Raw genomic sequence first — 25,599 nt, forward strand, 5'->3', positions numbered from 1 at the left:
ATGCGTTTCAGACAAGCCTTCACGACGGTCGCGATAGCTGCCTTGCTTCCGATACCGGCACTCGCGGACGAACTGTCAGAGTCGCGGGTCAAGGAACTTGTGCTCGAGGCAATCCGCGAGAACCCGGAGATTGTCATGGAGGCCGTCGCCATCCTTGAACAAAGGCAGGCGCAAGCGCAGGAGCTCAGTCAGGCCCAAGTTCTGAATGACCAGCGCGATCTGATCGAGAATGATCCGAATGCGCCGGTTCTCGGCAACCTGGAAGGGGACGTCACTGTTGTGGAATTTTTCGACTACAACTGTCCCTATTGTCGGCGGGTCAAACCCGAGGTGCGGGCTTTGATCGAAGACGATCCCAACATTCGCCTCGTCTATCGTGAATGGCCCATTCTCGGAGACGGATCGGTGTTTGCCGCGAAAGCGGCTTTGGCAGCGCGCAAGCAGGACAAATACGAAGAGTTTCACTGGGCAATGATGGGGCTGGAAGGCCGCGCGGAAGAGGCCTCCGTGCTGCGCGTGGCCGAGGAGATCGGCCTGGATATCGCGCAGTTGCGCAAGGACATGGAGGCCCCCGAGGTCGAAGAGCACATTGCGACCTCCATGCAACTGACCCAAGCTCTGGGCTTTAACGGCACGCCGTCTTTCGTGATCGGGGATGCGCTGGTCCCGGGCTTCGTCGAAAAGGCGCAGCTTGCCGACTTGGTCGAGGAAGCCCGCAAAGTCGAAGACTGAAATTCTGTGCCCGGACCACCCTTGGGTGGTCCAGGCACTGCATCAAGCGGCCGCAGGTTCCACGTTGTAGCCCGCATCCCGAATGATCGCTTGGACCTGATCGGCTGGTAACACGCTGTCGACATGCACCTGTCGGGCAGAAAGGTCACATTCTACGCCTGCATTCGGATCTGCGCTCTTCACCGCGCTTTCGATTGCTGCGGTGCAATGCCCACAGCTCATGTCCGGAACGCTGAACTTCATCGGAACCACTCCTTGATCTGATTTCTATCGGTGACATGGGGCTTCCCCCCGCTGGAAGGTCAAGTGAAGAAATTTATTTGGCGCCCTCCCATTGACCCTCCAGTAACTGGAAGCCTCACATTCCACTTCGAATGGAAAAACAGGTGACACATATGCCCGAACCCAAACAGATCAGCCTGCCGATCGAAGGCATGTCATGCGCGTCCTGCGTTGGCAGGGTCGATCGCGCATTGAATGCAATCGACGGCGTAGAGGATGTGTCGGTGAACCTTGCCTCGGAAACTGCTCGCATGAGCGTGGACGCGCTCAAGCGCATTCCCGACATCATCGAATCCCTTCGCGAGCTGGGCTACCCCGCGCGGAAGGCCAGGGCTGAACTCACGATTGCAGCGATGTCCTGTGCCTCTTGCGTCGGGCGGGTCGATAAGGCGCTTGCCGCGGTGCCCGGGGTGGTCGAGGTGAACGTCAACCTCGCCTCAGAGACGGCGACGGTCGTTTACGTCGAAGGTCTTGTCACGACATCCGATCTGATCGAATCAAGCGGCGCGGCAGGGTATCCAGCAACCGTGGCAACGGCCCAGGCCGGTGACGACAGAGTTGCGCGCAAGGAGGAAGAGGCTCAGGCGCTTGCCAAACGGGTCACCTTTGCGGCCATCCTCGCCTTGCCGGTCTTCCTGATCGAAATGGGTGGCCACGTCATTCCGGCCGTTCATATGCTGATCGAGACCACGATTGGCCAGCAGACGAGTTGGCTTCTTCAGTTCGTGCTGACGACAATCGTTCTCTTCGGCCCGGGCCGGACGTTTTACACCAAGGGTTTCCCGGCCTTGTTCCGGGGTGCCCCCGATATGAACAGCCTCGTCGCGGTCGGCACCGGGGCGGCTTACCTTTATTCCGTGGTTGCGACATTCGTACCGTCGGTCCTGCCTGACACGCTGCGCACCGTCTATTTCGAGGCGGCAGCGGTCATCGTCGTTCTGATCCTTCTGGGGCGGTTTCTTGAAGCGCGCGCCAAGGGGAGAACGGGCGCGGCCATCCAGAAGCTATTAGGGCTTCAGGCGCGGACTGCACGCGTGATGCGGGACGGAGAAAGCGTCGAGATCGAGATCGATGCGCTGGTTCAGGGTGACATCGTCATCGTGCGCCCTGGTGAACGCATCGCGGTCGATGGCGAGGTCATCGAGGGGACCAGCCGCGTCGACGAAAGCATGCTGACAGGCGAGCCGATCCCCGCTGAAAAAGGTGCCGGAGATACGGTGACCGGCGGGACGGTCAACGGCGCCGGAAGCCTGCAGTTCCTCGCCACGCGGGTCGGCGCCGACACGACCCTGGCGCAGATTATTCGCATGGTCGAAGAGGCCCAGGGCGCCAAACTGCCGATCCAGGGATTGGTCGACCGGATCACCTTGTGGTTCGTGCCTGCCGTGATGGCGATCGCGGCGGCGACCGTGCTGGTCTGGCTGTTTTTCGGGCCTGATCCGGCCCTGACGATGGCGCTGGTCGCCGGTGTGTCGGTGCTCATCATCGCGTGCCCCTGCGCGATGGGGCTTGCGACGCCGACCTCGATCATGGTCGGGACGGGACGTGCTGCGGAAATGGGTGTCCTGTTCCGTAAAGGTGACGCCTTGCAGCAACTTGATTCCGTTGATGTGGTCGCCCTCGACAAAACAGGCACGGTGACCGAGGGGCGACCCGCACTGACTGACCTTGTGCTGGCGGAAGGGTTCGATCGCCCAACAACGCTCTCGAAGATCGCTGCCGTGGAGTCGCTCTCCGAGCATCCTGTCGCGGACGCCATCGTGCGGGCCGCGCGGGCCGAGGGCGCACCTCTTGTGGCGGCCGAAGGCTTTCAATCGGTCACAGGTTACGGCGTGCGCGCCGTGGTCGAAGACGTGGAGGTGTTGGTTGGGGCCGACCGCTACATGGCGCGCGAAGGCATTGACGTCTCGGCATTGGCTCCAGAGGAAACGAAGATCGCAAGCAAGGGTCGCACGGCGCTTTACGCTGCCATAGATGGGCGTGTCGCCGCCGTGATCGGCGTGGCCGATCCGGTCAAACCGGCAAGCCGCGCAGCCATCGCAGCGCTGCACGAAAAGGGTCTTGCGGTTGCGATGATCACCGGCGACAAACGCGAAACCGCCGAAGCCATCGCCCGCGAAACCGGTATCGACCACGTCATCGCCGGCGTCCTGCCGGACGGCAAGGTTGCGGCGCTCGACAGTTTGCGCCAAGGGAACAAGCGCATCGCCTTTGTCGGCGACGGGATCAACGACGCCCCGGCGCTGGCGCATGCCGATGTGGGCATCGCCATCGGAACCGGCACCGATGTGGCCATCGAATCTGCGGATGTCGTCCTGATGTCGGGCGATTTGCGCGGCGTGGTGAACGCCTTCGAAGTATCGCGGCGGACCATGCGCAACATCCGGCAGAACCTGTTCTGGGCCTTTGCCTACAACGTGGCACTTATTCCGGTCGCTGCCGGGGTGCTCTATCCGGCCTTTGGGTTGCTCCTGTCACCAATCCTTGCGGCGGGTGCGATGGCGTTGTCCTCGGTGTTTGTCCTGACCAATGCCCTGCGGCTGCGGCGCATCGCGCCTGCGATGGACGAGCAGCGCGCAATCCCGGCAGAGATGGCAGCCGCCACTCCTGCTCCAGCAGAATAACGGAGGTCCGACATGAACATCGGAGACGTTGCCCGACAATCGGGTGTGCCCGCCAAGACGATCCGCTACTACGAGGACATCGGTCTGATCCGCCCGAACCGTAGCGAGAACGGCTATCGCGCGTTCACCGAGAACCACGTTCACAAGCTGGCGTTTCTGGGTCGCGCACGGGCCTTGGGGTTCACCATCGAAGATTGCAGGACGCTCCTGTCGCTCTACGAGGATGAAAACCGCGAAAGCATGCAAGTGAAGGCGGTTGCGGAAGACCATCTGCGCCAGATCGAGGAAAAGATCGCGAAACTGCAATCCATGCGCGCGACGCTCGCCGAACTGGTGGAAAAATGTGCCGGGGATCACCGGCCCGACTGCCCCATCATCGAGGATCTGTCGCCGGAGCGGTTGGCCAAGTGACAGGCAAGAAGGGGCTGTACCTCAGAACCAGATCGCGCGGACCGGCATCCAGATACCCATGAAGATCATCATCAGGTTTTCCGTCAGCGAAATGAACCCCAGCGGGACGGAACTGTCACCGCCGACGCAGGCGCATTTCAGCTCTCTCTTGTCGACATAAACAGCCTTGAACACGCTGACAGCGCCTACCGTGCCGATAAACAGGGCGACAGGCGCCGAGAGCCACAGCAGCGCGCCGGCAGTCATCAGGACACCTGCCAACGCTTCGCCGAACGGGTAGACCTTGCCGTATCGCACCCATTTGCGCGCCAGCAGATCGTAGTTGAGGAACATCGTCGAAAACCCTTCGACATCCTGCAATTTCTGGATCGCGAGAATGGTCATGGACAGCGAAATGAACCATTCGAACCCCCGCAAGGTAAGGACCGACCCGTACTGGTGCCAAGACAGGCCCAATGCCAACAGCGCGGCAACGGAAAAGATCGCGATGACCGGCTGGTAGGTCGTGTCGCTTTGCTCTTCCTCGGGTGGGTCAATGTCGAAAAACACCCTGAGATCATCGTAACCGCCGATCCGTTCGTCCCCGATGAAAGTCTGCGGCGTCGTCTCGACCCCGTGCTTCTCCATGAAAGCATCGGTGTCTTCACGGGTGTCAAGCGGATGGTCTTCCACCTCGAAGCCTTGCCGCTCCAGCAGGTCTTTCGATTTCAGACCGTAGGGGCAGACATGGCCCGGCATGACCATGCGATAAAGCTGCGCGGATTTACTGTCTGTGTCGCGGGGCATGTCCTTTCCTCCTTATCCGCTGCACGTAAGTTGACCACGGAACCCGGCTTCGTAGTCGGTTCCCGCGCTGACGATCAGATCGGTCAGGTCACCGTTCGTCTCTGCGATCTCGGCCGACAGCGGGCCTTCAGAAAATGCATTTTCGCCCTGCGCATTCAGGCGCACCAGATCACCGCTGATCTTCATTGCGGCTGCAGACCCTTCGCCGGTTTCACCAGTCACCAGTACAGCCGGACTGTCCGAGGTGTAAGCAAAGCGGCAATTTCCGCCATTCGGGAACACCGCAGCGATTTCGTCTTCCGTCAGAAACTCAGGATCGACCTTCGACACGACCTCCGTTTGAAGCGCCTGTTGCGCATCCACAACCTGCGCCGGCGTTTCGCTTCGCGTGGCCGATGCTTCGCCGTTTGCTCCAATGTCAGCAATAAGGTAGCGCATTTCGGCGATTTCCTTGTCCTGCGCATAGATAATGTCGTCTGCGAGCCCCCGGACGCGCGGGTCGGTGATCTCGGCACGAGTCGACGTCATGATGGCGATCGAGTGGTGCGGGATCATGGCGCGCATGTAGGACCTGTCCTGCACCGTGAATTGCCCGCGAACCAGCCAGAGGCTCGCCGCGAAAAGGACTATTGCGCCAACGAAAATCGCGATGTTGGCTTTGGTGTTCTGATACATGGACAACATGTACGCCAACATGATCACGGCCATGGTCGCCCCCATCAGGATGGCCATGTAAAGGCGTGTCTCCGAAAAGAAGATATGGCCCCAAAGATAGGTGTTCAGGTACATCAGAACGAACATGACCACGGTCGATGTTCCGATCATCATAAAGAATCGTGAGTAGTGCATTTCCAGTCACCTCCTTGCAGTTCTCTGTAAAATAACAACATTCCAGCGCTGGAGAGTTCCAAAAGCACGAATTTTCGTAGTTTCAAGGCAACAAAGGCGCGTCGTTTGCCCCGGTTCACGGCTTCTTTTCTTTGCCCCTGACGCGCACTGAATTTTCATGGGTCCGAGGAGATCGCGCCATGCAGAATTTCACGAGACGAGAATTGATTTGTGCCGGAGCGATGGGTTGCTTTCTGCCCACAACTGCCTGGGCCCACAAAGTCAAATTGCCCGAACGGTTCGAACCACAATTGGTAAACACCCGTCGTGGTGACTGGGTTAAAGGCGATGTCCACGTCGTTCCCGACGATTTTTTCCTTTATTTCATGCTCGAGGACGGGATGGCGATCCGCTACGGGGTCGGGGTAGGGCGCAAAGGTTTGTACGAACCCGGAGAGTTCACGGTAGCGCGCAAGGCCAAATGGCCATGGTGGCGGCCAACGAACGCCATGATCCGGCGCGAGCCACGCAAATACGCAAAGTACAAGGATGGACTGAAAGGCGGGCCAAACAACCCGCTCGGGGCCCGCGCGCTCTATCTCTACGATGCCGAGGGACGCGATACCTATCTTCGCATTCATGGAACGAACGCCCCGGAGACAATTGGGTCTGCCGTGTCGAATGGATGCGCGCGGTTGACGAATGAACATGTGAAGGATCTGTACGAACGCGTTGAAATCGGCGCCCGCGTCTTCCTGTATCCCAAAGTGACAACGGCGTGAGGAGTGTTCTGTCGCCTTGAAGTTCCTCTTCCGGAAATGGCACAAGTGCGGCAGCTGGCGAAAGCCAGTCTATCATTCATGAGGTGACGGAATTGTCTTTGAGCCGGAGGTCTTTCCTTGGCGGGATGACCGTTGCGCTGGCTGGTACCCGCTTGCCAGCAGCGACACACGAGTTGATCCTCGCGCCCCAATCGATCAAGGCGCACCTTGCTGGGTACGACGTGTCGATGTTGGGCTTCAACGGTGGTCTGCCGGGCCCAGAAGTCAGAATGCGACAAGGACAAACCGCCCGCATTACCCTCGATAACCGATTGGAGGAGGGCGCTCTCGTTCACTGGCATGGGTTGCGGGTTCCAAATCGGATGGATGGTGTCAACGTCCTCACTCAGGATGTGGTCATTCCGGGCGACTCGTATCGTTATCAATTCGGCGTCCCGGATGCCGGCACGTATTGGTATCACTCGCATTACCTGTCTTACGATCAGGTCAGCCGCGGTCTTTTCGGCGCCTTCATCGTCGAGGAGCAAAATGCGCCGGCTGTCGACCATGACATCGTTGTTCAGTTCTTCGATGTCTTGTTGGATCAGTCCGGACAGTACGACGAAGGGTTCAACCCGGCTCATTTCGCGACCGAGGGCCGTATCGGCAATACGGTCACGGCGCTTGTTTCCAATGGAACCAGCAAGAATGTGAGACAAGGCGACCGTCTGCGACTGCGTCTCATAAATCCCTCTATCGACAGGGTGTACCGTGTCGGCCTGGATGGTTTGATAGGCAAGATCGTTGCACTGGATGGCATGCCTCTGGCGCATCCTCGGACGCTCGAACCGATCCTTCTCGCTCCGGGGCAAAGATGCGATGTGATTGGTGATGCGACCGGGCCTATTAGATTCGACGACAGCTTTGGAGAGCAGACGTTGAGCCTTGGCGAAATCGCTGTTTCCGGTTCCCGTGAGCCCGCGAAAGCGCCCATCACCGCATTGCCCGCCAACCGAATGCCCGCCCCGAAAGACCCCGGCCAAACCGCGGAGCTGGTGCTCCAGGGAGGTGCGGGAAGCGCGTCCCACAACGGCACAGGGACATGGGCGCTCAATGACGTATCCGGCCTGCCTCGAAGGCCTTTCCTATCCGCCGCGCAGGGGACGACCGCGCGCATTTCGATCCGCAACGAAACCGGGTTCCCACACGTCATGCATCTGCATGGCCACCATTTCTGGGAACTCGATGCGGCGGGTGAAGCCGGTCCATACCGGGACTCGACCTATTTGGAGATCGGCGGGACGCGGGAAATTCTCGTCGTCCTGGACAATCCGGGATCGTGGATGCTGCATTGCCACATGTTGAGCCACCAAGCCGACGGTATGGCAACGTGGATCAGAGTCGGCTGAGGGTCGAGCCGGATACATACTGTTACAAATCTCTGAATGATAACAGGCCTTCTGCCGTTTACGTAGCCAGAGAAGCGAGAAACAGGTCCATCGATTGCCAATGGGAGCGTTCATTGACCCTGACACCAAAATCTCTGGGTATGCTTGCGGCGGCAGGATCAGCTGCCTTGCTGCTTGGGGCCCTCGTTTTCCAGGCTCTTGGCTACGCGCCGTGCGCAATGTGCATCTGGCAACGCTACCCACACGCAATCGCCATTGGAATGGGCGCTATGTTGCTCTTTGCTCTGCCGATCCTGCCAATCCTGATAATCGGTGCCCTGTCGGCACTCAGCACATCCGCGTTGGGAGTGTTTCATACCGGTGTCGAGCGCGGCTGGTGGGAGGGACCGACTTCTTGCACAGGATCCGGCCTCGATATCTCCCAAATGTCGGTATCGGAATTACTGCCCTCTGCCAGCTCAAGTGCTTCGACTCTTGTTCTGTGCGATGAGGTTGTCTGGGAATTACTGACGTTGTCCATGGCCAGTTGGAACGCAATCCTAAGCGGTGTCCTTGCTTGCCTTTGGTTGGTCGCAATCGCAAAAAGTCTTAAGGTTCGATGGCGTGGGGTCGCGGACGTTTTTTGAATCGCCTCACACTCAATAAAAACAGAAGGCTCCGCTTCATGGTTACAAGACGACACTTCCTTGCACTCTCCGGTTCGCTGTTTTCAGCGTCTCTGAGTTTCCCTGTGTTCGCAAAGACCTGGCCGACGAAAGCCGAAAAAGCGGCGTGGGATGCGCAGGTCACGCCCGCCAACTATGACCCAGCAACAACCAACCCATGGGGGCTGCATCCCAGGCTGCTGCCGCAACGCGTGTTGGCGAATGAAGGTTTGCGCCCGGGTGACATTCACGTCGATGCGATCGCGCGCTATCTGTACCATATCGAGGAAGGTGGCACTGCGATGCGCTACGGGGTCGCGATTGCCAAGGGCGATCTCTACGAGCCCGGCACCTACACGATCCGCCGAAAGGTCGAATGGCCGCACTGGACGCCAACGCAGTCAATGATCGAACGCGATCCGGAGGCTTACGAGCGGTTTGCCGACGGTATGGAGCCCGGCCCCAACAATGCCTTGGGCAGCAGGGCTTTGTATCTATTCGTCGGAGAGCGGGATACGTACCTTCGAATTCACGGAACGCCGAGCCCTCGCAGCATTGGCGGCCGGGCCAGTTCGGGATGCGTGCGCATGGTGATGGCCCACATCAATGATCTCTATCCGAATGTCGCTGTCGGATCGACGGCGTTCCTTTACTCGGCCGAAGACAGCGTTACCGCTCGAAGCTAACCTATTGCATCTTTGGCTCACACGCCGAGGACTGCGTCGTGCAGGGACATCTTCCAATGAATTGTTGGACGAACACTCACGGCTGTGTCGCAAGTGAACTATCGAACTGTGCGATCGCTACGGATTTGTCGTCCTCATCGTTCTCGAACAGCTTTGTGGTTCGCACGCCCGGCAACTTGCCAAAATCCGCCATCAGGCGCTTTGGAAAAAATGTGCGTCCGATGGATTCAAATCCTGGTAATTGTCTGAGTACCGCGGAGGTACTGGCACTACAAAAACCGGAAGCGGCTGGGCCGCTGGCAATTGCAAGCCGCAAGGCCTGCTCCGCGACTTCGGGGGACACATCGATCTCTTGTATGACGACGTGGTAGGTCTCCCGTGCATGAGCCCGTGCGTAAAAATCGGCCACTTGTGGAGTAATGCCATAAAGCACATCTCCCCGTTCCGGTACCGCGCTCAGCCGGACCGTTCCTGCCGGATCGAAGATAACGCGCTGCGACCCATTGATCATGACGCTGCTATGCGCACCCGCCCCGGATCTGTTGCTGATCATGGTGTACAGCGTCAGCGCAGCCGGTCCGTCGTGACGGTAGGATGCACTACTGATGACTTCGGCTGAAGCATCAGGGCGCATGTCGTTTCCTGCACCGCACCCCGCCAAAATCACCACGGTTAGAACTGAGAAAATGCGATTGGAAAAGCGCACCTTGCAGCCTCCTGCCATGAGTTGAATGACTGAATTTTCGGGATATTCAGGGCCTCTAGCAATCTCGACATCAACTCTTCCGGATTTCACCTCTACCGAAACATGGGTTCGGTTTCGGTTGGTATACGGATCCTCGACACATTTTTTTCTGGATATCGCATGTTTCAGATGAAGAGGAGCGTTCGCCCCGAATTGATTTGTCGCAATTTGTAACAGACCCCGCCTTTGTGACCTCGCGATACAAAACACCGGCTCGCGTGGCATTCCGCATCTGCAGGTGCCCCCCATATGCTGGGTATCGCAACACTGACACGAGGTGATCGAAATGAAACGCAACACTTTACTCGCTGCAATGACCCTGGCTGCAACCGCCCTTGGCGGTGCCGCATTCGCGGACGCCAACCACGGGCGTGGGGGACAATTTGGCGCCCAGAGCGGACCAGGCATGATGCAGAACGGTGGTCCCGGTATGATGGGGAACATGGGCGGAATGATGGACATGATGAAGCGCATGCACGGAAACATGATGGGCGCAGGCATGATGGGCGCAGGCATGGGCAGTGGTATGATGAGCCCAGGCATGGCTGGCGGCATGATGCAAATGTTCGACACTGATGGAGACGGCACAACGACGCCGGAAGAAATGCGCACGCTGCTGGAGGCCAAGCTTTCCGAGTTTGACAGCGACGGGGATGGAAGCCTCTCGATTACTGAATTTGAAGCTCTCCACAGCGCGATGATCCGCGAAATGATGGTGGATCGCTTCCAACACCTCGATGCCGATGGCGACGGCGCGGTGACGCCGGAAGAGATGGCCGCTCCTGCCGATAGGATGGAGCGGATGCAGATGATGCGGTCGAATATGGCAGATGCGCCTGCGCGGCCTGGCAACGGTCAGGGCATGGGCAACGGCTCCATGATGCAGGACAACTGAGCCAATGGGTGCCGGTTTTTTTCCGGCACCCGTCCTCACAACCCCAAAACCATTCGCGGTCGGGACATTGAACCGAACCGCGACCTGAACCGTTTAGCCTCGGTATGCCAACAAATAGAGACACGGAAAGGAAAATTCCCATGGCCTATACCTATGATCGCGTCCTGAAAGACACCAAAATCGATGACGCAGAGATGCGTGTTCGGGATGCTTTGGCAGACAAGGGCTTCGGCGTTCTGACTGAGATTGACGTCAAAGCGACGATGAAAAAGAAACTTGATGCGGACATGCCGCCTTACCGCATCTTGGGGGCCTGTAATCCGGGCATGGCGCACAAAGCCATCGAGATAGAGCCTCGCATCGGTGCGATGCTTCCCTGCAATGTTATCCTGCGGCAACTGGACGGCGACACCGAGGTCAGCGCGGTCGATCCTGTCGCTTCGATGCAGGCGGTGCAGAACCAAGACCTGGACGCGGTCGCCGGCGAAGTCCGCGATCTCCTTCGGGACGCCCTCGACACCGCGTGATGGCGGGATGGGCGTTGGATGCCCTGTCGCAGATCGAGCGCCTTTAGCGGTGCTCGATCAATGCCATCTAATCCCCACGTAAATTCCTGATGAGGAACTCAACCAGTGCTGCCAGCGGGATTGCCATTTCCGGATATTGGAACCGACCTCTTCTCCTTCGACATCGGGGGGGTCACATTCGCACTCCGCTGGTACGCGCTAGCCTATATCTTCGGTATCCTGATTGGCTGGCGCATTTGTTCGAGTGCCATAAGCCGTCCCGCGCTCTGGACGTCAGCTGGACCGCCGCTTGACCGAACGCAGATCGAAGATCTTCTGACGTGGATCATCATCGGCGTGATTGCTGGTGGTCGCCTGGGCTTTGTACTGTTCTACCAGCCCGCATATTATCTCGCCAATCCCTTGGAAATTCTGATGGTCTGGCAAGGCGGCATGTCTTTCCACGGGGGGTTCGCGGGAGTTGTCATCGCGGCCTTGCTGTTCTGCCTTAGACAGAACGCGTCATTGCTCAGCACTGGCGACTTGCTGGCTTTGGCAACACCACCAGGCTTGTTTCTTGGAAGGCTGGCGAACTTCACCAACAATGAGTTGTGGGGGCGTCCAACGGACGTTCCCTGGGCGGTGATCTTTCCCGGCGAAGTCGCGCAGGCCTGCCCAGGGGTTAGCGGCCTCTGCGCCCGACACCCGTCCCAGCTGTACGAGGCGGTATTGGAGGGGCTCATTCTTGGAATACTGCTCATTTATCTCGCTTGGGGCCGGGGCTGGCTGAAAATGCCCGGTGCCTTGGCTGGCGTGTTTCTGACCGGCTATGGTCTTGCCCGAAATTTCGTCGAGATGTTCCGGCAACCGGACCAGCAGTTCGTGACGGAAGATAACCCAATTGGCCATGCGCTCCACTTTGGTGAGTGGGGTTTGACCATGGGCCAGTTGCTCTCCATGCCAATGGTGCTGGTCGGGCTGGCGTTGATCGTGTTCGCCCGGCGGGAACGGGGCCGGACAGCGCCACCCCGCAGAGCCGCAATGTAATCGCCGTACTGATCTCTCTTGACCCTCCTGTGGATGGAAGCCCCAAGCAAGAGAAGCATTCTCGGAAAGGACCGCAAAATGAGCACCCCCGACAGTTCTGAAACCACAGCAGCTTCCTCGGTATTCGTTTGCCCCATGCACCCTGAGGTGCGGCAGTTTGAGCCCGGCAAATGTCCGAAATGCGGGATGCACCTCGTGCCGGAATCGGAGCTCGAGGTCCATTCAGCACATGATCATCAAGAACACCACGCGGGTGCCACGCCGGCCGATGGCCGATATGATCTGGTTCCTACAGGACATGATGGTCCCATTTTCACCTGCCCGATGCACCCTCAGGTGCGGCAGCCTGATCCGGGCGCGTGTCCGATCTGTGGTATGGGATTGGAACTGGAATCCGGTGTGCCGGGCGATGAAGGTCCAAATCCCGAACTGGTGGATTTCACACGGCGGTTCTGGGTCGGCACAGTCCTGACGATCCCGCTCCTTGTCCTCACGATGGGGCCATTCGTCGGTTTCCCCGCAGTCCGGACTTTTTTTGGCGAAAGCACCACACAATGGATCGAATTAATCCTGGCAACGCCAGTGGTCTTGTGGTGCGGCTGGCCGTTTCTGGAACGCGGATGGATTTCGTTCCGCACATTGAACCTCAACATGTTCTCCCTGATCGGCATGGGCGTTCTTGCCGCCTGGCTCTTCAGCGTCGTTGCCGTTCTCGCACCGGACATATTCCCGGATGGGTTCCGAGACTCCGAAGGCCATGTCGGCGTCTATTTCGAGGCGGCGGCGGTGATCGTGACGCTGGTGCTGCTCGGCCAGGTGATGGAACTACGCGCCCGCGAGGGGACCGGCAAGGCGATCCGCGCGCTTCTCGACATGGCGGCAAAGACCGCGCGGGTCATCCGGGACGACGGATCCGAGGAGGAAATCCCGCTGGAGGACGTGCAAGTCGGGGACCGGCTGCGCGTGCGGCCCGGTGACAAGGTGCCGGTCGATGGCGTGGTTCTGGACGGCCGGTCCTCGGTCGACGAAAGCATGATCTCCGGTGAACCCGTGCCGGTCGAGAAGACCGAGGGCGACCCGCTGACCGGCGCGACGATCAATGGCACCGGCAGTCTGGTGATGGAGGCGACGCGTGTCGGGTCCGACACGATGCTGGCTCAAATTGTCGAGATGGTGTCGAACGCGCAGCGCTCGCGCGCCCCGATCCAGAAATACGCCGACAAGGTGGCGGGATATTTCGTTCCGGCCGTCATCGGTATCGCGGTCCTGTCCTTCATCGCCTGGGCGATCTGGGGGCCCGCGCCTGCGCTTTCCTACGCATTGATTTCGGCGGTGGCGGTTCTGATCATCGCCTGTCCTTGTGCGCTTGGCCTGGCGACACCGATGTCGATCATGACAGCGACAGGACGGGGCGCTCAGGCAGGGGTGCTGATCAAGAACGCCGAGGCGCTGGAGCGGTTCGAGAAAGTCGATACCCTGATCGTCGACAAGACCGGCACGTTGACCGAAGGCAAGCCGCGGCTTGTCGACGTACTCCCGCAACCCGGCCACGACGAAGCCGAGGTCTTGCGTCTCGCCGCATCGCTTGAGCGCGGATCGGAGCACCCCTTGGCCGAAGCGATCGTCAGGGGTGCGGAGGAGCGAGATGTCAAAATGGACGAGGCACGGGACTTCGAGGCGGTCACTGGCAAGGGCGTCAAGGGGGTCGTTGACGGCAAAGCGGTCGCGCTCGGCAATTTGGCGATGATCCGCGAATTGGGGCTCGAGGCGGGCGCGTTGACCGCCAAGGCCAATGCCCGCCGCGACGAAGGCGAGACGGTCATGTTCGTTGTGCTGGATGGCGAGATCGCCGGTCTAGTTGCTGTCGCCGACCCAGTGAAGGAGACCACGCCAGAAGCCATCGAGGATCTGCATGAACTGGGGTTCCGCGTCATCATGGCGACCGGCGACAACGAACGCACGGCCAAGGCCATCGGCACGCGGCTCGGAATCGATGAGATCCGGGCCGACGTACTGCCGGAGGACAAGGCGCGGATCATCCTTGAGTTGCAAGAGGCGGGCCACAAGGTCGCCATGGCCGGGGATGGCGTCAACGACGCCCCCGCGCTCGCGCAGGCCGATGTCGGCATCGCCATGGGCACCGGCGCCGATGTGGCCATCGAAAGCGCGGGCGTCACGCTGGTCAAGGGCAACCTTGATGGTATCGTGCGTGCGCGGCGGCTCGCCCGGGCCACGATGCGCAACATCCGCCAGAACCTGTTCTTCGCGCTGATCTACAACGCCTCCGGCGTGCCGGTCGCGGCGGGAGTTCTGTTTCCCTTCTTTGGCATCCTCATCAGTCCGATGTTTGCTGCCTTCGCCATGAGCGCGTCGTCAATCTCGGTGGTGCTCAATTCGCTGCGCCTTCGCGGCGTTCGTATCTAGAAGCGCGCAACAGCGTTCGGACGAACCAAAATTAAAAGGGGGCCATTTATGCAGAGCGAAAAAGAAACGTACCGCGAAAATTCCATCAGTCTGGGCGGAGCCGTTGCGATGGGGACAGGCGTGATGATCGGCGCTGGAATCTTTGCGTTGACGGGGCAAATCGCGCAGCTCGCCGGCCCGCTTTTCCCGCTTGCATTCATCGCCGGCGCGGTCGTCACAAGCTTCAGCGCCTACAGCTACATCAGGATGTCGAACAAATGGCCGTCCTCGGGTGGCATCGCCATGATCCTGCAGAAATGCTATGGCCCCGGAGCCATCGCGGGCGGGGCCGCACTGCTGATGGCGCTCAGCATGGTGATCGCGGAAAGCCTCGTCGCCCGGACCTTCGCCACCTATGTCTTGCGCCCTTTCGATATCGAAGGTGGCCCATTGGTCCCCGCTCTGGCCGTGGCCGTAATCGTTTTCGCCTTTCTGGTGAACATGGCCGGAAACCGCTCGGTCGGGCTGTTTTCATTGATTATGGCAGCAATCAAGATCGGTGGCATAGCTCTGTTCGGCATCGCTGCTTTGTGGTCTAGTGGTTTTGCGTTCGCTGCGGCTTCCGAGACGCCTCAATCCTATGGCATCACGGGTTTCATAGCATCCACGGCGCTGGCTATCCTCGCCTTCAAAGGGTTCACGACGATCACCAACAGCGGGGCCGAGATCACCGAACCAAACCGCAACGTTGGCCGAGCGATCATGTTCTCGATCGGGATCTGCGTCGTCGCCTACCTGTTGGTCGCCTTCGGGGTTGGTTCGAGTCTGACGATCGAGGAGATCATCTCAGCGCGTGACTATTCTCTTGCACAAGCGGCGCAGCCCGCCCTTGGACAAACCGGCTTCATATTGACGGTGATCCTGGCCGCTGTCGCAACCGCATCGGGCGTTCTGGCCAGCGTCTTCGCGGTGTCGCGTATGCTGGCGATGCTGACCGACATGGAAATGATCCCGCACAGCCATTTCGGTATGTCCGGCCCTATCCAACGCCACACACTGGTCTATACCGTTGTCATCGCCGCGACGTTGGCCGTGCTTTTCGATCTTGGCCGGATCGCATCCCTCGGTGCTTTCTTCTACCTTGTCATGGACATGATCATACATTGGGGCGTGTTCCACTATCGTCGAGCAGACGTCGGCGCCTCAGGTATCGTGCTTTTGACTGCCCTGGCGCTCGATGTAGTTGTACTGGCAGCTTTCACCGTGATGAAGCTTCAAAGCGACCCGATGATTGTTCTCTACGCGGCTGCTGGGATGATCGCTGTGTTCGCCTTCCAGCGCGTTTACTTGTCGCAATGGGTGGCACCGCAAGTCGCCCCCGCCCACGCCCACGGTGATTAGCCTGCCATCACCTGGCCTGAAGAGATGCGATGCCTTGTGCGCCGATCGTGATCAGCCCGACCGACAAGGCAAACGCAGCCAGGGCAAGCAGCATCACGCTTGTGTTCATGGGCAAGCGACGAACAATCGGTCCAAGAAATTCCGACCGCCCGAGAGCCGAAACGTAGAGCGGCAACGCGCTTATCATGGTCGCATAGAGGTAAACGCCGGAGATGTTCTCGAAAAACGCTGAGCGCGCAAGAGTCGGGGACACAACCGCCAAGGCGGTTGAACGATTGCCGCCGAATGACCCGAACCAGTCGGCAGATAGAACGTATATAAGCGCGTGTAGACCTGGAAAGAGAAGGGCTCTGAGCAACACATCGACCAGCACGAAAAACGCCGTGTCTCTTGAGCCCGCCTTTGGTTGCTTTGTCATAGCGAAAAGGAAAAAACTGACATAGTTGACGGCAAAAACCACGGGCAAACCGTTGGTCGCAACCTGCCTTAGAAAGCGCATGAGTGCCGGTCCGCCGGCAGCAAGAGCCGGAGCAAAGCCCGGAGCCAGTAAGACGTAGAACAACAGGACCGGCAGTAATGCAGCGAAGCTGAACAGCAGGACATTTCTAACAAACTGAGCCGCGGGCATACTGATAGAGAAAAATCTATCCATTGAAATAGCCTGCCATGTGGGCACCACTAGGTCGATGATACGTTATCGATCCCTCCCAAGCGGACGGAAGCGACAAGCCGGTTGCGGGCATTCCCAGAGATCGCTTACTCGGCCCGTTTGACGCAAATCGGGTTTCCCTCGATCGTCCTGAGCGGCAATCGCGTTGTTTCAACCGGACTCGCGTGCATGTACCAGTAGCAGTTGTCCTCGGGCCGCAGATAGGCGGTCGCGAGGTCTTGGTTCGGTGCTGCCAGTTCCAGGATATTTTCCGGTAACGGCGGGCGTGACGACGCGTTTTGTGAATTCGAGAAAGACTCCGAGCAAGCCCCAAGGGCCAAGACGGTTGTGAGAAGAAGTGCGCTTCGTGTGTACATAAATTGATGATCCTTCTGGCTGGTTTGTTTTGGCCGCTCTGGTATCGGCTTCCCTCTTTCACAGGTTTGCGAACCATCTTGATTAGACAGTCCCTCCGTCAAATCGCTAACGCTCAGCAATGTGTGGCCCAGCGAGGATGGCTTTCGTCGATCACCAGAGCATGGCTGTGCCTGCGATGCCCCTTCAAGTGCGGATGATCAAGTGGCAGGTTGTCGTGCGTGTGTTCAAGCTCCACGGGATCGCTCGCTGGCCAGAGTTTCAGAGCGGCGAGCATGCCAGTGGCCGCGAGAAGCGCCAGACCGATCAGCGCAGGAACGACACCGTAGACCGTCAGCAGCCAGCCCGACAGTGGATAGGTCGCCAGCCAGCAAGCGTGCGACAGCGCGAATTGCGCCGCAAACAGAGCGGGGCGATCCCCGGCATGGGCGGACCGGCGCAGTAACCGGCCAGACGGGGTGAGAACGGCGGAATATCCCAGACCTACCAGCAGCCAGGCCCCCAATAGGATGAACCAACCAAGGCCGGCGGTCAGGACTGTTCCCCCCGACCCCAACAATGTCGCCACCATCAGGGCAGCACCGCCGAACATTACGGGCCGGTCTGGCAGCGCATCCAGTACGCGCGGAAGGAGCAGTGCGGCCGTCATGGAGCCAGCGCCGAAGGCGAACATCGTCCAGGCCAGCGCGCTTTCCGACAGGCCGAGCGATCCGCGTACCAAAACGACGGTATTGACCAGAACCATTGCCCCGGCCGCCGCTGCCGCAAGGTTCAGCGCCAGCAACCCGCGCAGGCGGGGCGTGGCCAGATAGATGCGGATACCGCGTGTCGTCCGATCATAGATGCCGCGCGGCTCGGACGATTTCGGGTTTGGCAGGAGGACAGAGACCACGAGCAGCGCCGAGCCGGCGAAACCCGCAACCGTGCCAACGAAGAGCGAATTGTAGGACATCACCGAGAGCAGAAGGGCCGCTAGCGTTGGGCTGACGATGTTTTCCAGATCGTAGGCCAGCCGCGACAGCGACAATGCACGGGTATAGCGCGCCTCTTCGGGCAGAACGTCCGGGATCGTCGCCTGAAAGGTCGGCGTGAAGGCGGCGGAGGCCGATTGCAGTAGGAAGATCAGAACATAGACCTGCCAGACCTCAGTCACGAAAGGCAGTGCCAGCGCAACGCCTGCGCGCACGAGATCGAGCGTCACCAGAAGCGCGCGGCGCGGCAGGCGGTCCGCGAAGGCCCCGGCAATGGGAGCGATGCCCACATAGGCCACCATCTTGATGGTGAATACCGTGCCCAACACCAGCGCCGCCCCGTCCCCTGAAAGGTCGAAGGCAAGCAGGCCGAGTGCGACCGTCGCGAGGCCGGTTCCCAGAAGCGCCACGACCTGCGCCAGAAACAGATGGCGGTAAGTGCGGTCGGAGAGGATGTCGAGCATGGCGGACCTCAGAGGTAACGCGCGATCGTTCGCAGCTCGGCACGATCTGTCTCCGAGCCTTCGGCGTCGAGGCAATTGTCCATGTGGTCGTGGATCAGCGCCCGCTTGGCATTCGTGATCGCCTTTTCGACCGCCTGCATCTGTTGTGCGATCTCAAGGCACGGCTTGCCCGCCTCGATCATCTCGATCACGGCGCGCAGGTGGCCGTCAGCGCGTTTCAGCCGTGTGACGAGAGCAGGATGACTTGCATGGACATGGTGAGTTGTCATAATAACGGCTTATCCTCCCCAGGGGGATAGAACAAGATGGCGCCGCGACGCGCCACGCGAGAAACGAGCGAGCAGGCAGATTTGATGACAACCTTACGGACAATCGGAAAGGCCACGTTCGCGACGCTTCTCTGCGCGGCCGTGCTTGTCTGGTCGGTTATGCCTACAACCTCGCACGCGCCTGCGATCCTTGACGTGCTTCAGGAGCACGCGGAGATGCTCGCCGAGCACGGGCACTCGCATGGTCTGGAAGAAGATTTGGCGTGGGCTATGCATGGACACAGCCACGACAGCATTGACCACGATCATAGCCAGGCGGTCGTGCCTGGTCCCGATCTGTCGTCGCAGCCGCTCGACATCTACGCAGCCGCTTGGCACCTGAGTTCAGCCACCTCGAACCCTTTACGGATATATCTGATCGAACGACCTCCGCGCGTCTGATCGACCGCGCGCCATTGGCGCGCTGCGACGATTATCAGATACACATACGGAGTTCGATCGATGACTACAGTCCATCGGGGCTGGGCCGATCCCGGCATACGCCGGATCGCAATCCTGTCCTCAATTACGCTGGCGGCACTCGTCCTGAGTGCAGGCCATGCGCTCGCCCACAATGTTACCGAAGGCGACGCAGGCTACATCCAGGAAATCTGGGGGGTGAACATCATGCCCTTCATGTATCTTGGCGCCAAACACATGGTGACGGGCTACGACCACATCCTGTTCCTGCTCGGCGTCGTCTTCTTCCTTTACAAGATGAAGGATGTCGGCATCTACGTCAGCCTCTTCGCCCTCGGTCACTCGACCACAATGCTCGCGGGCGTCTGGTTTGGCTGGGGCATCAATGCCTACATTATCGACGCCATCATCGGCCTCTCGGTCGTCTACAAGGCGCTCGACAATCTCGGCGCCTACCAGCGCTGGTTCGGAGTCCAGCCGAACACCAAGGCCGCAACGCTGATCTTCGGCTTCTTTCACGGCACGGGCCTGGCCACCAAGATCCTCGACTACGAGATCGCGTCGGACGGGCTGCTGGCCAATCTTCTGGCGTTCAACTTGGGCGTCGAGCTGGGCCAATTGATAGCGCTCGCCGTGATCCTCATCGCGATGGGTTACTGGCGGAAATCCCCCAATTTCTTCCGCCAGGCCTACACCGCCAACGTCGTCATGATGTCCATGGGGTTCATCCTCATGGGCCTGCAAATCACCGGCTACTTCGTAGCTGCCTGAGAATTTAGGAGACCCAAATGTTCAACGCAGAAAAACCAAGCCTCGATGAACTGCCGAGTTCCGCGCAGCTTATCCGCTCCACCGCCATCGCTGCGGCCAGTGCGGTTGCGATCCTTGTGACCGTCGTGCTTCCCGCCGAATACAACATCGACCCGACAGGGATCGGCGGCGTTCTCGGACTTGCCGAAATGGGTGAAATCAAAACCCAGCTGGCAGAGGAAGCCGAGGCTGACAGGCTGATGGAGCTCGAAGCGCAGGAAGAGTCCAGCCTGTTGAACGATATCTTCGGGCTCTTCGTCGGCGCTGCACACGCGCAGGAAGCCGAAGTCTGGCGCGACGAAACCACCTTCACGCTGGCACCCGGCGACTCGGCTGAGTGGAAGCTGGTCATGGAAGATGGCCAAACGGCGGAATACCGGATGCTGGTCGAAGGCGGTCGGGTGAATTTCGACCTTCACGGTCATGGCGGCGGCAAGTCGGTGACCTATGAAAAGGGCCGCGGATCGACGGGCGAAGAAGGCGAGATCGTTGCTGCATTCGAGGGCGAGCACGGCTGGTTCTGGCGTAATCGCGATAGTTCAGATGTCACCGTGACCGTGCAGGTGCGCGGCGAATACGCCGAGTTCAAGGACGCCAGTTGACAACTTGATAACGGAGCCCATTAAGGGTTCCGTTATCTTCCCTTCAACCAGGGAAGGACCCTACAATGATTAGAAAACTGGCACTTGCGGAGGCCACGTAGGCGGCTCCTCGCAGCCGCTAGAAACGCCATAGATCATCTTACCCGCACGCCCTAACCCTTGTGGATAATTATCAACATAAACTTCATTACCCGCAGCCAATAAACTTGACATAAGATCGAATCCGCTTGGTTTGGGCTTAGACTATCTTTCCATCCAATTGGCTTGAAGCCAGCAAATTTCGCAAAAATGCATTGGAAGCCTCAAACTTTGTCTTAACGATGGAGGATGGGCTCAACTCCGTCGCAACTTCAGGCGGGTAGGGGGTGCCTATGTGCGATCCGTGTGCAATGCGGTTCGCCAAGAGACTTTCGATTTCACAGATACTTAGCCCTGATCAGTATCCAGTGGCTTCGATGGGTCTGCTTTCTTGCGGTTCGCCTTTGAGCCCGTCTTGCGCGCTGCGGCGAACCCGCGGTCCGTGGCCATGAAGCGGTCGAGCATGGGTGCGACGAGGCGGGCGGGCTCAAGATCCTGGCCGGTCTGGTGGCCCAGGACAGCCGCGTAGTCGCAAAGGTCGCGGTGCACATCGGCGGGAAGTTCCACGGTCAGCTTGACCGGTTTGTCGTCATGGATCGGACCAAGCTTCAGCTTCGTCATCGCACTTCTCCCAGAGGCTCGAGGATCAGGTCGCGGGTGACCATGACGCGGACGGGGAAGCCCGGGCGGATGGTCAGTGTCGGCGGGACGGCGAGCTGCTGGCGGACGATCTCGTCCCCGGTCCGTCCGATCGTGTCCTGCGCGGCCTCGCGGATGGCACGGGCGACATCGTCTTCGGTTTCTGCGCCACTTTCCAGGCCGAGGTTCAGGATCGTGGCGAGGCCAGCGGCCAGGAAGACGCGACCCCAATGGTAGTTGACCCGGTCCTGCAGGCCGGACGCGCCTGTTCCGTCAGTGCCGGGCGCGCGTTCCAGCACAATGGAGCGACCATCCGGAAGGATGAGGCGGGTCCAAACCAGAAGAATACGGCTTTGGCCAAAGGCGATGCGGCTGTCATATTCTCCCAGCAGGCGCGCGCCTTGCGGGATCAGCAGGTATCGCCCGGACGGGCTGTCGTAGACATTCGAGGTCACCTGGGCCGAGATCTGACCGGGTAGATCGGAGCGCAGGCCGGTGATCAGGGCGGCTGGGATCACCGTTCCGGCCTGCAGGATGTAGGGGCTGGGCGGCGGAACCATGCGCTGCGCACTGACGGTGTCTGTGTTTCCGGGACGGGTGAGGAACGCCTCCCGGTTTGAGACCGGATCGTTTGCCGTCGGGCTGCCCAAAGTGGAGGGGAAGAGCGCGCCGGTCGCGGGGGGCGTCGGTGTGGCCTGTGCTCCGCCGCGCGGCACGGTTTGCGCCTCGGCAAAAAGGGCGCTCAGCCGGGCGGCGTCGAGTTCCTGAAGGCGGCGTTGTTCCTCCGGATCGACTGTGGGGGCCAATGGACCGGAAAGGGGCGGTGCCGGGACCGGCTGGCCCCGATCTTGCGCCCCAAGGATGGCGCGGCCCAACTCACCGGGCAAGGGTGGGCCGAGACGCGGGACATCGGCGTAATCCCGAGGCAATGTGGACAGCCCTTCAGCCGCCTGAATGCGTTCGGTGGAAAAGAGCTCGGTCTGGCTGCCCTCCTGCCGGTTGTTCTGCAGCGCCACGATGAGGATCGCGCCAAGGCCAAGTCCGCCGATTGCGGTGGCAAGGGCGATGGCCCGGCGGGACAGGCGCATGACACGGGGCGGATCGGGCCTGAGGCGAAGCTCCTGGGCGATGTTTTCCTCGGTCCGTGGTGGCTCCGGCATGTCAGGGGCTTGTGTCATCGCTCCGCCTCCGGCTGGGGCGCGCGCGGCGGGCGCTGATCGCCATCTGTCCGTATGATCCGCACGACCTGCTGTTGTCTTTCGCCGAGACGCAGTTTCGCGGCCCCGAACAGGCGGTCCACGATCAGCACGTTGCCGAGAACGCGGGTGTTGACGATCTGGCCGCGTCCATCCGCGCCGATCACGAAGAGCGGGGGCATTTCGCCCTGGGCGATGCCGGGGGGGAAGACGAGATAGACACGCCGTCCATCGTCGAAGACGGAGACCGGCCGCCAGGGTGGGGCATCGCCCTGCAGGCCATAGCGATAGTGCCGCTCGCCCTCGGGCGGGATCGCCGGACGGCGAATTGTCGGGGTGCGGGGCGTGGATCGCACCTCTGGATAGGCCCATGCAACGCTGGGCATCCAAGTCTCCTCGTCGGCGTGCAACTCGATGTGATAGGTGCGCCGGTCGGTGTTGACGACGAGATTGGTGGAGATGTCGGGGCGGGTGGGTTTCACGAGGATATGGACGCGCTCGGTGCGACCCGCGCCGCTGGTGGTGTCGCCGATGATCCAGCGCGCGGTGTCGCCCGCCGCGATCGGGCCGGGGCCGGTCAGGCGTTCGCCAGGTTCGAGCGCAATATTCGTGATCTGCCCGGGTGCAGCATAGACCTGGTAGAGCGCGCCTTCGCTCCACGGAAAAACCTGCATGGCGTTGTAATAGCCCTGCTGGCGGGGTTCGACCCGGGCGACGGCATTGGCGGCGATGATGCGCGCTTCCGGCGTATCCGCTTCCGGATCGCCGCCACGGGAGGGCGTCCACGCTGGCGGCGTGTGAACCGGGCGGGGCGGCCCCTCGGCCGGGGGAGGTGCCGGCGGCGGAGCGAGGGCCGGAACCTGGTCGTCATAGGCGATTTCGGGTGGGCGCTGCCCCGTGCAGGCGGTCAGCGCCGTGGCCGCGAGAAGAAGAACGGGGATGGGGCGAAGTCGTCTCATTGGGCATTCTCCCTCGACCAGTTGATGGCATGGACATAGACGCCAAGCGGGTTTGACCGCAGGCGCTCCGCATCGCGCGGCGGCTGGATCACGACGGTCAGGATGGCGGTCCAGCGTTCGGTTGTGGCGAGCTGACCGTTTTCGTAGCGGCGCTCGATCCAGGCGACGCGGAAGCTTGTGTCCGAGGCGCGAATGACACTCGAGACCTCGATGGAAATCTGCGTGTCGCCGACCTGCGCGAAGGGATCGTTCACCCGGGCATGGTCATTCAGCGCGACAGCGCCGCGATCCGTGGCGAAATCGTAGGCGCGTAGCCAGTTCTGGCGCAGCACGATCGGATCGGCCGGGACCTGCCGGACATGCTCGACGAAGCGGGCAAGATGCCAGGCGATCTGCGGATCGGTCGGACGATATTCGGCGAGCGCCGGGGCGACAGCTTGGGCCGCACCGAGGTTGTCGACCTCGACCACGTAAGGAACGACGCTGCTGCGCGTCGATTGCCAGGCGAGGGCCGCGCTGAGCCCGGCGGACAGGGCGAGGCAGCCCATTGCCATGAGGCGCCAGTTGCGGGCCTGGACGCGGGCGGAGCCGATGCGCTCGTCCCAGACCTGGGCTGCCTTCTGGTAGGGGGTGACGGGCTCGGGCGTGGTGCCGTATCGGACGCTGGGTCGTCGGAACATCAGGAGGACCTTTCGGAGAGACTCACGACCGTGCCGCCACCGCCATGATCGCCGGAGCGGAGCGCATGGGCAGCCGTCGACAGGCCGTGCTGGAGCGATTGCTGGCGCTTCATCCGCCGCGCCCAGTCGGGCGGGCCATCATTCGCCGGGGCGGGCATGGTGCTCCCCGCAAATCGACCGCCTGTGGCTGCATAGGCGGTGCGGGCGCCGGTCCCAGCGCCGTCCGAGATCGCGCGCCGGAGCGGGCTGAACGCGGCGACGGCACCGGTCTTGCCGACAGCGGCTACGCCGCCAACAGACTTGCCCAGTGCCGTGCTGCGCGATGCGGCGCCAAGCTGATAGGCAGTGGCGGTTCCGCTGCCAACCGCACTGGCACCACGCAAGGCCGCGCCACCGGTGCCAAGGGCAATCCGGGTTCCTGCGACACCGGCGACTGCAGCCCCGCCCACGGCGATACCGGTGCCGACCGCGGCGCCTGCGCCAAGTTGCGGCCCGCCAGAGACGATACCATTGGCGATGCCCGGTCCGAAGATGCCAAGAGCGAGGAGCGCCAGTGCGCCAAGAACCACCGACATGGCGTCGTTGATCGTGGGTTCACCCGCGAATCCGGCGGTGAATTCGCTGAAGATGGTGGAGCCGATGCCGACGATCACGGCCAGCACCAGCACCTTGACACCGGAGGAAATGACGAGGCCCAGCACGCGTTCGGCCATGAAGGCGGTCTTGTTGAAGAGGCCGAAGGGCACGAGGATGAAGCCTGCCAGCGTGGCCAGCTTGAATTCGATCAGGGTGACGAAGAGCTGGATTGCGAGGATGAAGAACGAGAGCAGAACCACAAGCCATGCAAAGAACAGGATCCCGATCTGGATGAAGTTCTCGAAGACGGCGACGAACCCGGAGAGGTCGGCGATGGAGGCGAGGATCGGCTGCCCGGCCTCAAGCCCGACCTGCGCGATGCGCCCGGGCTGCAGCAGCTCGCTGGCGGAGATCGTGCCGCCGGTGGCGACCAGGCCAAGGCCCGCGAAACTGTCGAACACAATCCGGGCCAGCGCGTTCCAGTTGCCGATGATATAGGCGAAGACCCCGACAAAAAGGGTCTTCTTCACCAGCCGGGCAATGATGTCGTCATCCGTACCCCAGGCCCAGAAGAGGGCCGCCAGCGTGATGTCGATGACGATCAGCGTGGTGGCGAGGAAGACGACGTCGCCACCCAGAAGGCCGAAGCCGGAATCGATGTAGGAGGCGAAGACCTCGAGAAACCGGTCGATGACACTGACGCCGCCCATTC

Annotated in this window: 28 protein-coding genes; 15 read left to right on the forward strand and 13 right to left on the reverse strand. The window is 60.6% G+C overall.

Going from position 1 to position 25,599, the window contains the following annotated elements; genetic code table 11:
- Nucleotides 1–732 carry a DsbA family protein gene (locus FIU91_RS08720; RefSeq protein WP_009807488.1) on the forward strand — a complete coding sequence of 244 codons (732 nt, stop codon included), beginning with the start codon at nucleotides 1–3 and terminating at the stop codon, nucleotides 730–732.
- A gap of 42 nt (nucleotides 733–774) precedes the next feature.
- On the opposite strand, the gene FIU91_RS08725 is transcribed toward FIU91_RS08720, so the two are convergent.
- The gene (locus tag FIU91_RS08725; RefSeq protein ID WP_007803412.1) at nucleotides 775–975 is read right to left on the reverse strand and encodes a heavy-metal-associated domain-containing protein; all 201 of its coding nucleotides are present in this window, start codon (nucleotides 973–975) and stop codon (nucleotides 775–777) included.
- A gap of 152 nt (nucleotides 976–1,127) precedes the next feature.
- On the opposite strand from FIU91_RS08725, the gene FIU91_RS08730 reads away from it, so the two are divergent.
- Together FIU91_RS08730 and cueR are read left to right on the forward strand one after the other, a co-directional pair.
- The gene (locus FIU91_RS08730) at nucleotides 1,128–3,638 is read left to right on the forward strand and encodes a heavy metal translocating P-type ATPase (RefSeq protein WP_152449575.1); all 2,511 of its coding nucleotides are present in this window, start codon (nucleotides 1,128–1,130) and stop codon (nucleotides 3,636–3,638) included.
- Nucleotides 3,639–3,650: 12 nt separating this feature from the next.
- On the forward strand, nucleotides 3,651–4,049 hold the full coding sequence (cueR, locus tag FIU91_RS08735) for a Cu(I)-responsive transcriptional regulator (RefSeq protein WP_038008399.1): 399 nt from the start codon (nucleotides 3,651–3,653) through the stop codon (nucleotides 4,047–4,049).
- A gap of 21 nt (nucleotides 4,050–4,070) precedes the next feature.
- Here cueR and FIU91_RS08740 read toward each other — a convergent pair whose 3' ends face one another.
- Together FIU91_RS08740 and FIU91_RS08745 are read right to left on the reverse strand one after the other, a co-directional pair.
- Nucleotides 4,071–4,835 (reverse strand): MauE/DoxX family redox-associated membrane protein, encoded by a 765-nt coding sequence (locus FIU91_RS08740; protein ID WP_172974972.1) that lies wholly within the window; start codon nucleotides 4,833–4,835, stop codon nucleotides 4,071–4,073.
- A gap of 12 nt (nucleotides 4,836–4,847) precedes the next feature.
- A complete protein-coding gene (locus FIU91_RS08745) occupies nucleotides 4,848–5,684 on the reverse strand; it encodes a DUF305 domain-containing protein (protein ID WP_012187184.1) in 837 nt (278 codons plus the stop codon).
- Nucleotides 5,685–5,863: 179 nt separating this feature from the next.
- Here FIU91_RS08745 and FIU91_RS19755 point away from each other — a divergent pair, with 179 nt between their 5' ends.
- The 4 genes from FIU91_RS19755 (at nucleotide 5,864) to FIU91_RS08765 (ending at nucleotide 9,163) form a co-directional block, all read left to right on the forward strand.
- A complete protein-coding gene (locus tag FIU91_RS19755; protein ID WP_012187183.1) occupies nucleotides 5,864–6,445 on the forward strand; it encodes a L,D-transpeptidase in 582 nt (193 codons plus the stop codon).
- A 125-nt stretch (nucleotides 6,446–6,570) separates the two neighbouring features.
- Nucleotides 6,571–7,833: a multicopper oxidase family protein gene (locus FIU91_RS08755; RefSeq protein WP_152449577.1), complete on the forward strand. Its 1,263-nt coding sequence runs from the start codon at nucleotides 6,571–6,573 to the stop codon at nucleotides 7,831–7,833.
- Between the two features lie 140 nt (nucleotides 7,834–7,973).
- A complete protein-coding gene (locus FIU91_RS08760) occupies nucleotides 7,974–8,459 on the forward strand; it encodes a disulfide bond formation protein B (protein WP_092813080.1) in 486 nt (161 codons plus the stop codon).
- A 38-nt stretch (nucleotides 8,460–8,497) separates the two neighbouring features.
- Nucleotides 8,498–9,163, forward strand: coding sequence for a L,D-transpeptidase (locus FIU91_RS08765; RefSeq protein ID WP_092813083.1), 666 nt, complete (start codon nucleotides 8,498–8,500; stop codon nucleotides 9,161–9,163).
- Nucleotides 9,164–9,239: 76 nt separating this feature from the next.
- Here the strand turns inward: FIU91_RS08765 and FIU91_RS08770 are convergent, their stop codons facing one another.
- Nucleotides 9,240–9,851 (reverse strand): hypothetical protein, encoded by a 612-nt coding sequence (locus tag FIU91_RS08770; protein ID WP_152463696.1) that lies wholly within the window; start codon nucleotides 9,849–9,851, stop codon nucleotides 9,240–9,242.
- A gap of 343 nt (nucleotides 9,852–10,194) precedes the next feature.
- On the opposite strand from FIU91_RS08770, the gene FIU91_RS08775 reads away from it, so the two are divergent.
- From FIU91_RS08775 to FIU91_RS08795, 5 genes are all read left to right on the forward strand, one after another.
- The gene (locus tag FIU91_RS08775; RefSeq protein ID WP_244889225.1) at nucleotides 10,195–10,803 is read left to right on the forward strand and encodes an EF-hand domain-containing protein; all 609 of its coding nucleotides are present in this window, start codon (nucleotides 10,195–10,197) and stop codon (nucleotides 10,801–10,803) included.
- Between the two features lie 140 nt (nucleotides 10,804–10,943).
- Nucleotides 10,944–11,330: a DUF302 domain-containing protein gene (locus tag FIU91_RS08780; protein ID WP_007803435.1), complete on the forward strand. Its 387-nt coding sequence runs from the start codon at nucleotides 10,944–10,946 to the stop codon at nucleotides 11,328–11,330.
- Between the two features lie 105 nt (nucleotides 11,331–11,435).
- Nucleotides 11,436–12,356 carry a prolipoprotein diacylglyceryl transferase gene (gene lgt / locus FIU91_RS08785; RefSeq protein ID WP_027238585.1) on the forward strand — a complete coding sequence of 307 codons (921 nt, stop codon included), beginning with the start codon at nucleotides 11,436–11,438 and terminating at the stop codon, nucleotides 12,354–12,356.
- A gap of 135 nt (nucleotides 12,357–12,491) precedes the next feature.
- Nucleotides 12,492–14,780, forward strand: a complete 2,289-nt coding sequence (locus FIU91_RS08790; RefSeq protein ID WP_371418285.1) for a copper-translocating P-type ATPase — start codon at nucleotides 12,492–12,494, stop codon at nucleotides 14,778–14,780.
- Between the two features lie 48 nt (nucleotides 14,781–14,828).
- A complete protein-coding gene (locus tag FIU91_RS08795; RefSeq protein WP_092813092.1) occupies nucleotides 14,829–16,160 on the forward strand; it encodes an APC family permease in 1,332 nt (443 codons plus the stop codon).
- A 7-nt stretch (nucleotides 16,161–16,167) separates the two neighbouring features.
- On the opposite strand, the gene FIU91_RS08800 is transcribed toward FIU91_RS08795, so the two are convergent.
- The 4 genes from FIU91_RS08800 to FIU91_RS08815 all read right to left on the reverse strand — a co-directional run bounded on the left by FIU91_RS08800 (nucleotide 16,168) and on the right by FIU91_RS08815 (nucleotide 18,888).
- A complete protein-coding gene (locus FIU91_RS08800) occupies nucleotides 16,168–16,812 on the reverse strand; it encodes a hypothetical protein (protein WP_092813095.1) in 645 nt (214 codons plus the stop codon).
- A 104-nt stretch (nucleotides 16,813–16,916) separates the two neighbouring features.
- Nucleotides 16,917–17,186, reverse strand: a complete 270-nt coding sequence (locus FIU91_RS19670; protein ID WP_058123685.1) for a hypothetical protein — start codon at nucleotides 17,184–17,186, stop codon at nucleotides 16,917–16,919.
- Nucleotides 17,187–17,299: 113 nt separating this feature from the next.
- On the reverse strand, nucleotides 17,300–18,619 hold the full coding sequence (locus FIU91_RS08810) for an MFS transporter (RefSeq protein WP_152462196.1): 1,320 nt from the start codon (nucleotides 18,617–18,619) through the stop codon (nucleotides 17,300–17,302).
- An 8-nt stretch (nucleotides 18,620–18,627) separates the two neighbouring features.
- Nucleotides 18,628–18,888 carry a metal-sensing transcriptional repressor gene (locus tag FIU91_RS08815; protein WP_152462197.1) on the reverse strand — a complete coding sequence of 87 codons (261 nt, stop codon included), beginning with the start codon at nucleotides 18,886–18,888 and terminating at the stop codon, nucleotides 18,628–18,630.
- Nucleotides 18,889–18,924: 36 nt separating this feature from the next.
- Here FIU91_RS08815 and FIU91_RS08820 point away from each other — a divergent pair, with 36 nt between their 5' ends.
- Genes FIU91_RS08820 through FIU91_RS08830 form a run of 3 tightly spaced genes read left to right on the forward strand, consistent with a single transcriptional unit; the run spans nucleotide 18,925 to nucleotide 20,759 of the window.
- Nucleotides 18,925–19,329, forward strand: coding sequence for a hypothetical protein (locus FIU91_RS08820; RefSeq protein WP_233501480.1), 405 nt, complete (start codon nucleotides 18,925–18,927; stop codon nucleotides 19,327–19,329).
- 60 nt (nucleotides 19,330–19,389) lie between these two features.
- The gene (locus tag FIU91_RS08825) at nucleotides 19,390–20,118 is read left to right on the forward strand and encodes a HupE/UreJ family protein (protein ID WP_106165405.1); all 729 of its coding nucleotides are present in this window, start codon (nucleotides 19,390–19,392) and stop codon (nucleotides 20,116–20,118) included.
- 17 nt (nucleotides 20,119–20,135) lie between these two features.
- Nucleotides 20,136–20,759 carry a transmembrane anchor protein gene (locus tag FIU91_RS08830; RefSeq protein WP_106165406.1) on the forward strand — a complete coding sequence of 208 codons (624 nt, stop codon included), beginning with the start codon at nucleotides 20,136–20,138 and terminating at the stop codon, nucleotides 20,757–20,759.
- 426 nt (nucleotides 20,760–21,185) lie between these two features.
- Here the strand turns inward: FIU91_RS08830 and FIU91_RS08835 are convergent, their stop codons facing one another.
- The 5 genes from FIU91_RS08835 to trbL are packed head-to-tail and all read right to left on the reverse strand — an operon-like array spanning nucleotide 21,186 to nucleotide 25,597.
- Entirely contained in the window at nucleotides 21,186–21,458 is a 273-nt protein-coding gene (locus FIU91_RS08835; protein WP_092813113.1) for a DUF2274 domain-containing protein, read from the reverse strand.
- Nucleotides 21,455–22,654, reverse strand: coding sequence for a TrbI/VirB10 family protein (locus FIU91_RS08840; RefSeq protein ID WP_254702079.1), 1,200 nt, complete (start codon nucleotides 22,652–22,654; stop codon nucleotides 21,455–21,457). Before FIU91_RS08840 ends, FIU91_RS08835 begins: the two co-directional genes overlap by 4 nt.
- Nucleotides 22,651–23,631 (reverse strand): P-type conjugative transfer protein TrbG, encoded by a 981-nt coding sequence (gene trbG / locus FIU91_RS08845; RefSeq protein WP_152462198.1) that lies wholly within the window; start codon nucleotides 23,629–23,631, stop codon nucleotides 22,651–22,653. The genes FIU91_RS08840 and trbG overlap by 4 nt, the downstream gene beginning before the upstream one ends.
- On the reverse strand, nucleotides 23,628–24,311 hold the full coding sequence (trbF, locus tag FIU91_RS08850) for a conjugal transfer protein TrbF (protein ID WP_152449583.1): 684 nt from the start codon (nucleotides 24,309–24,311) through the stop codon (nucleotides 23,628–23,630). The genes trbG and trbF overlap by 4 nt, the downstream gene beginning before the upstream one ends.
- Nucleotides 24,311–25,597, reverse strand: coding sequence for a P-type conjugative transfer protein TrbL (gene trbL, locus FIU91_RS08855; RefSeq protein WP_092813128.1), 1,287 nt, complete (start codon nucleotides 25,595–25,597; stop codon nucleotides 24,311–24,313). Before trbL ends, trbF begins: the two co-directional genes overlap by 1 nt.
- Nucleotides 25,598–25,599: the final 2 nt, after the last annotated feature.

Source organism: Roseivivax sp. THAF30 (assembly GCF_009363575.1).
GTDB lineage: Bacteria > Pseudomonadota > Alphaproteobacteria > Rhodobacterales > Rhodobacteraceae > Roseivivax > Roseivivax halotolerans.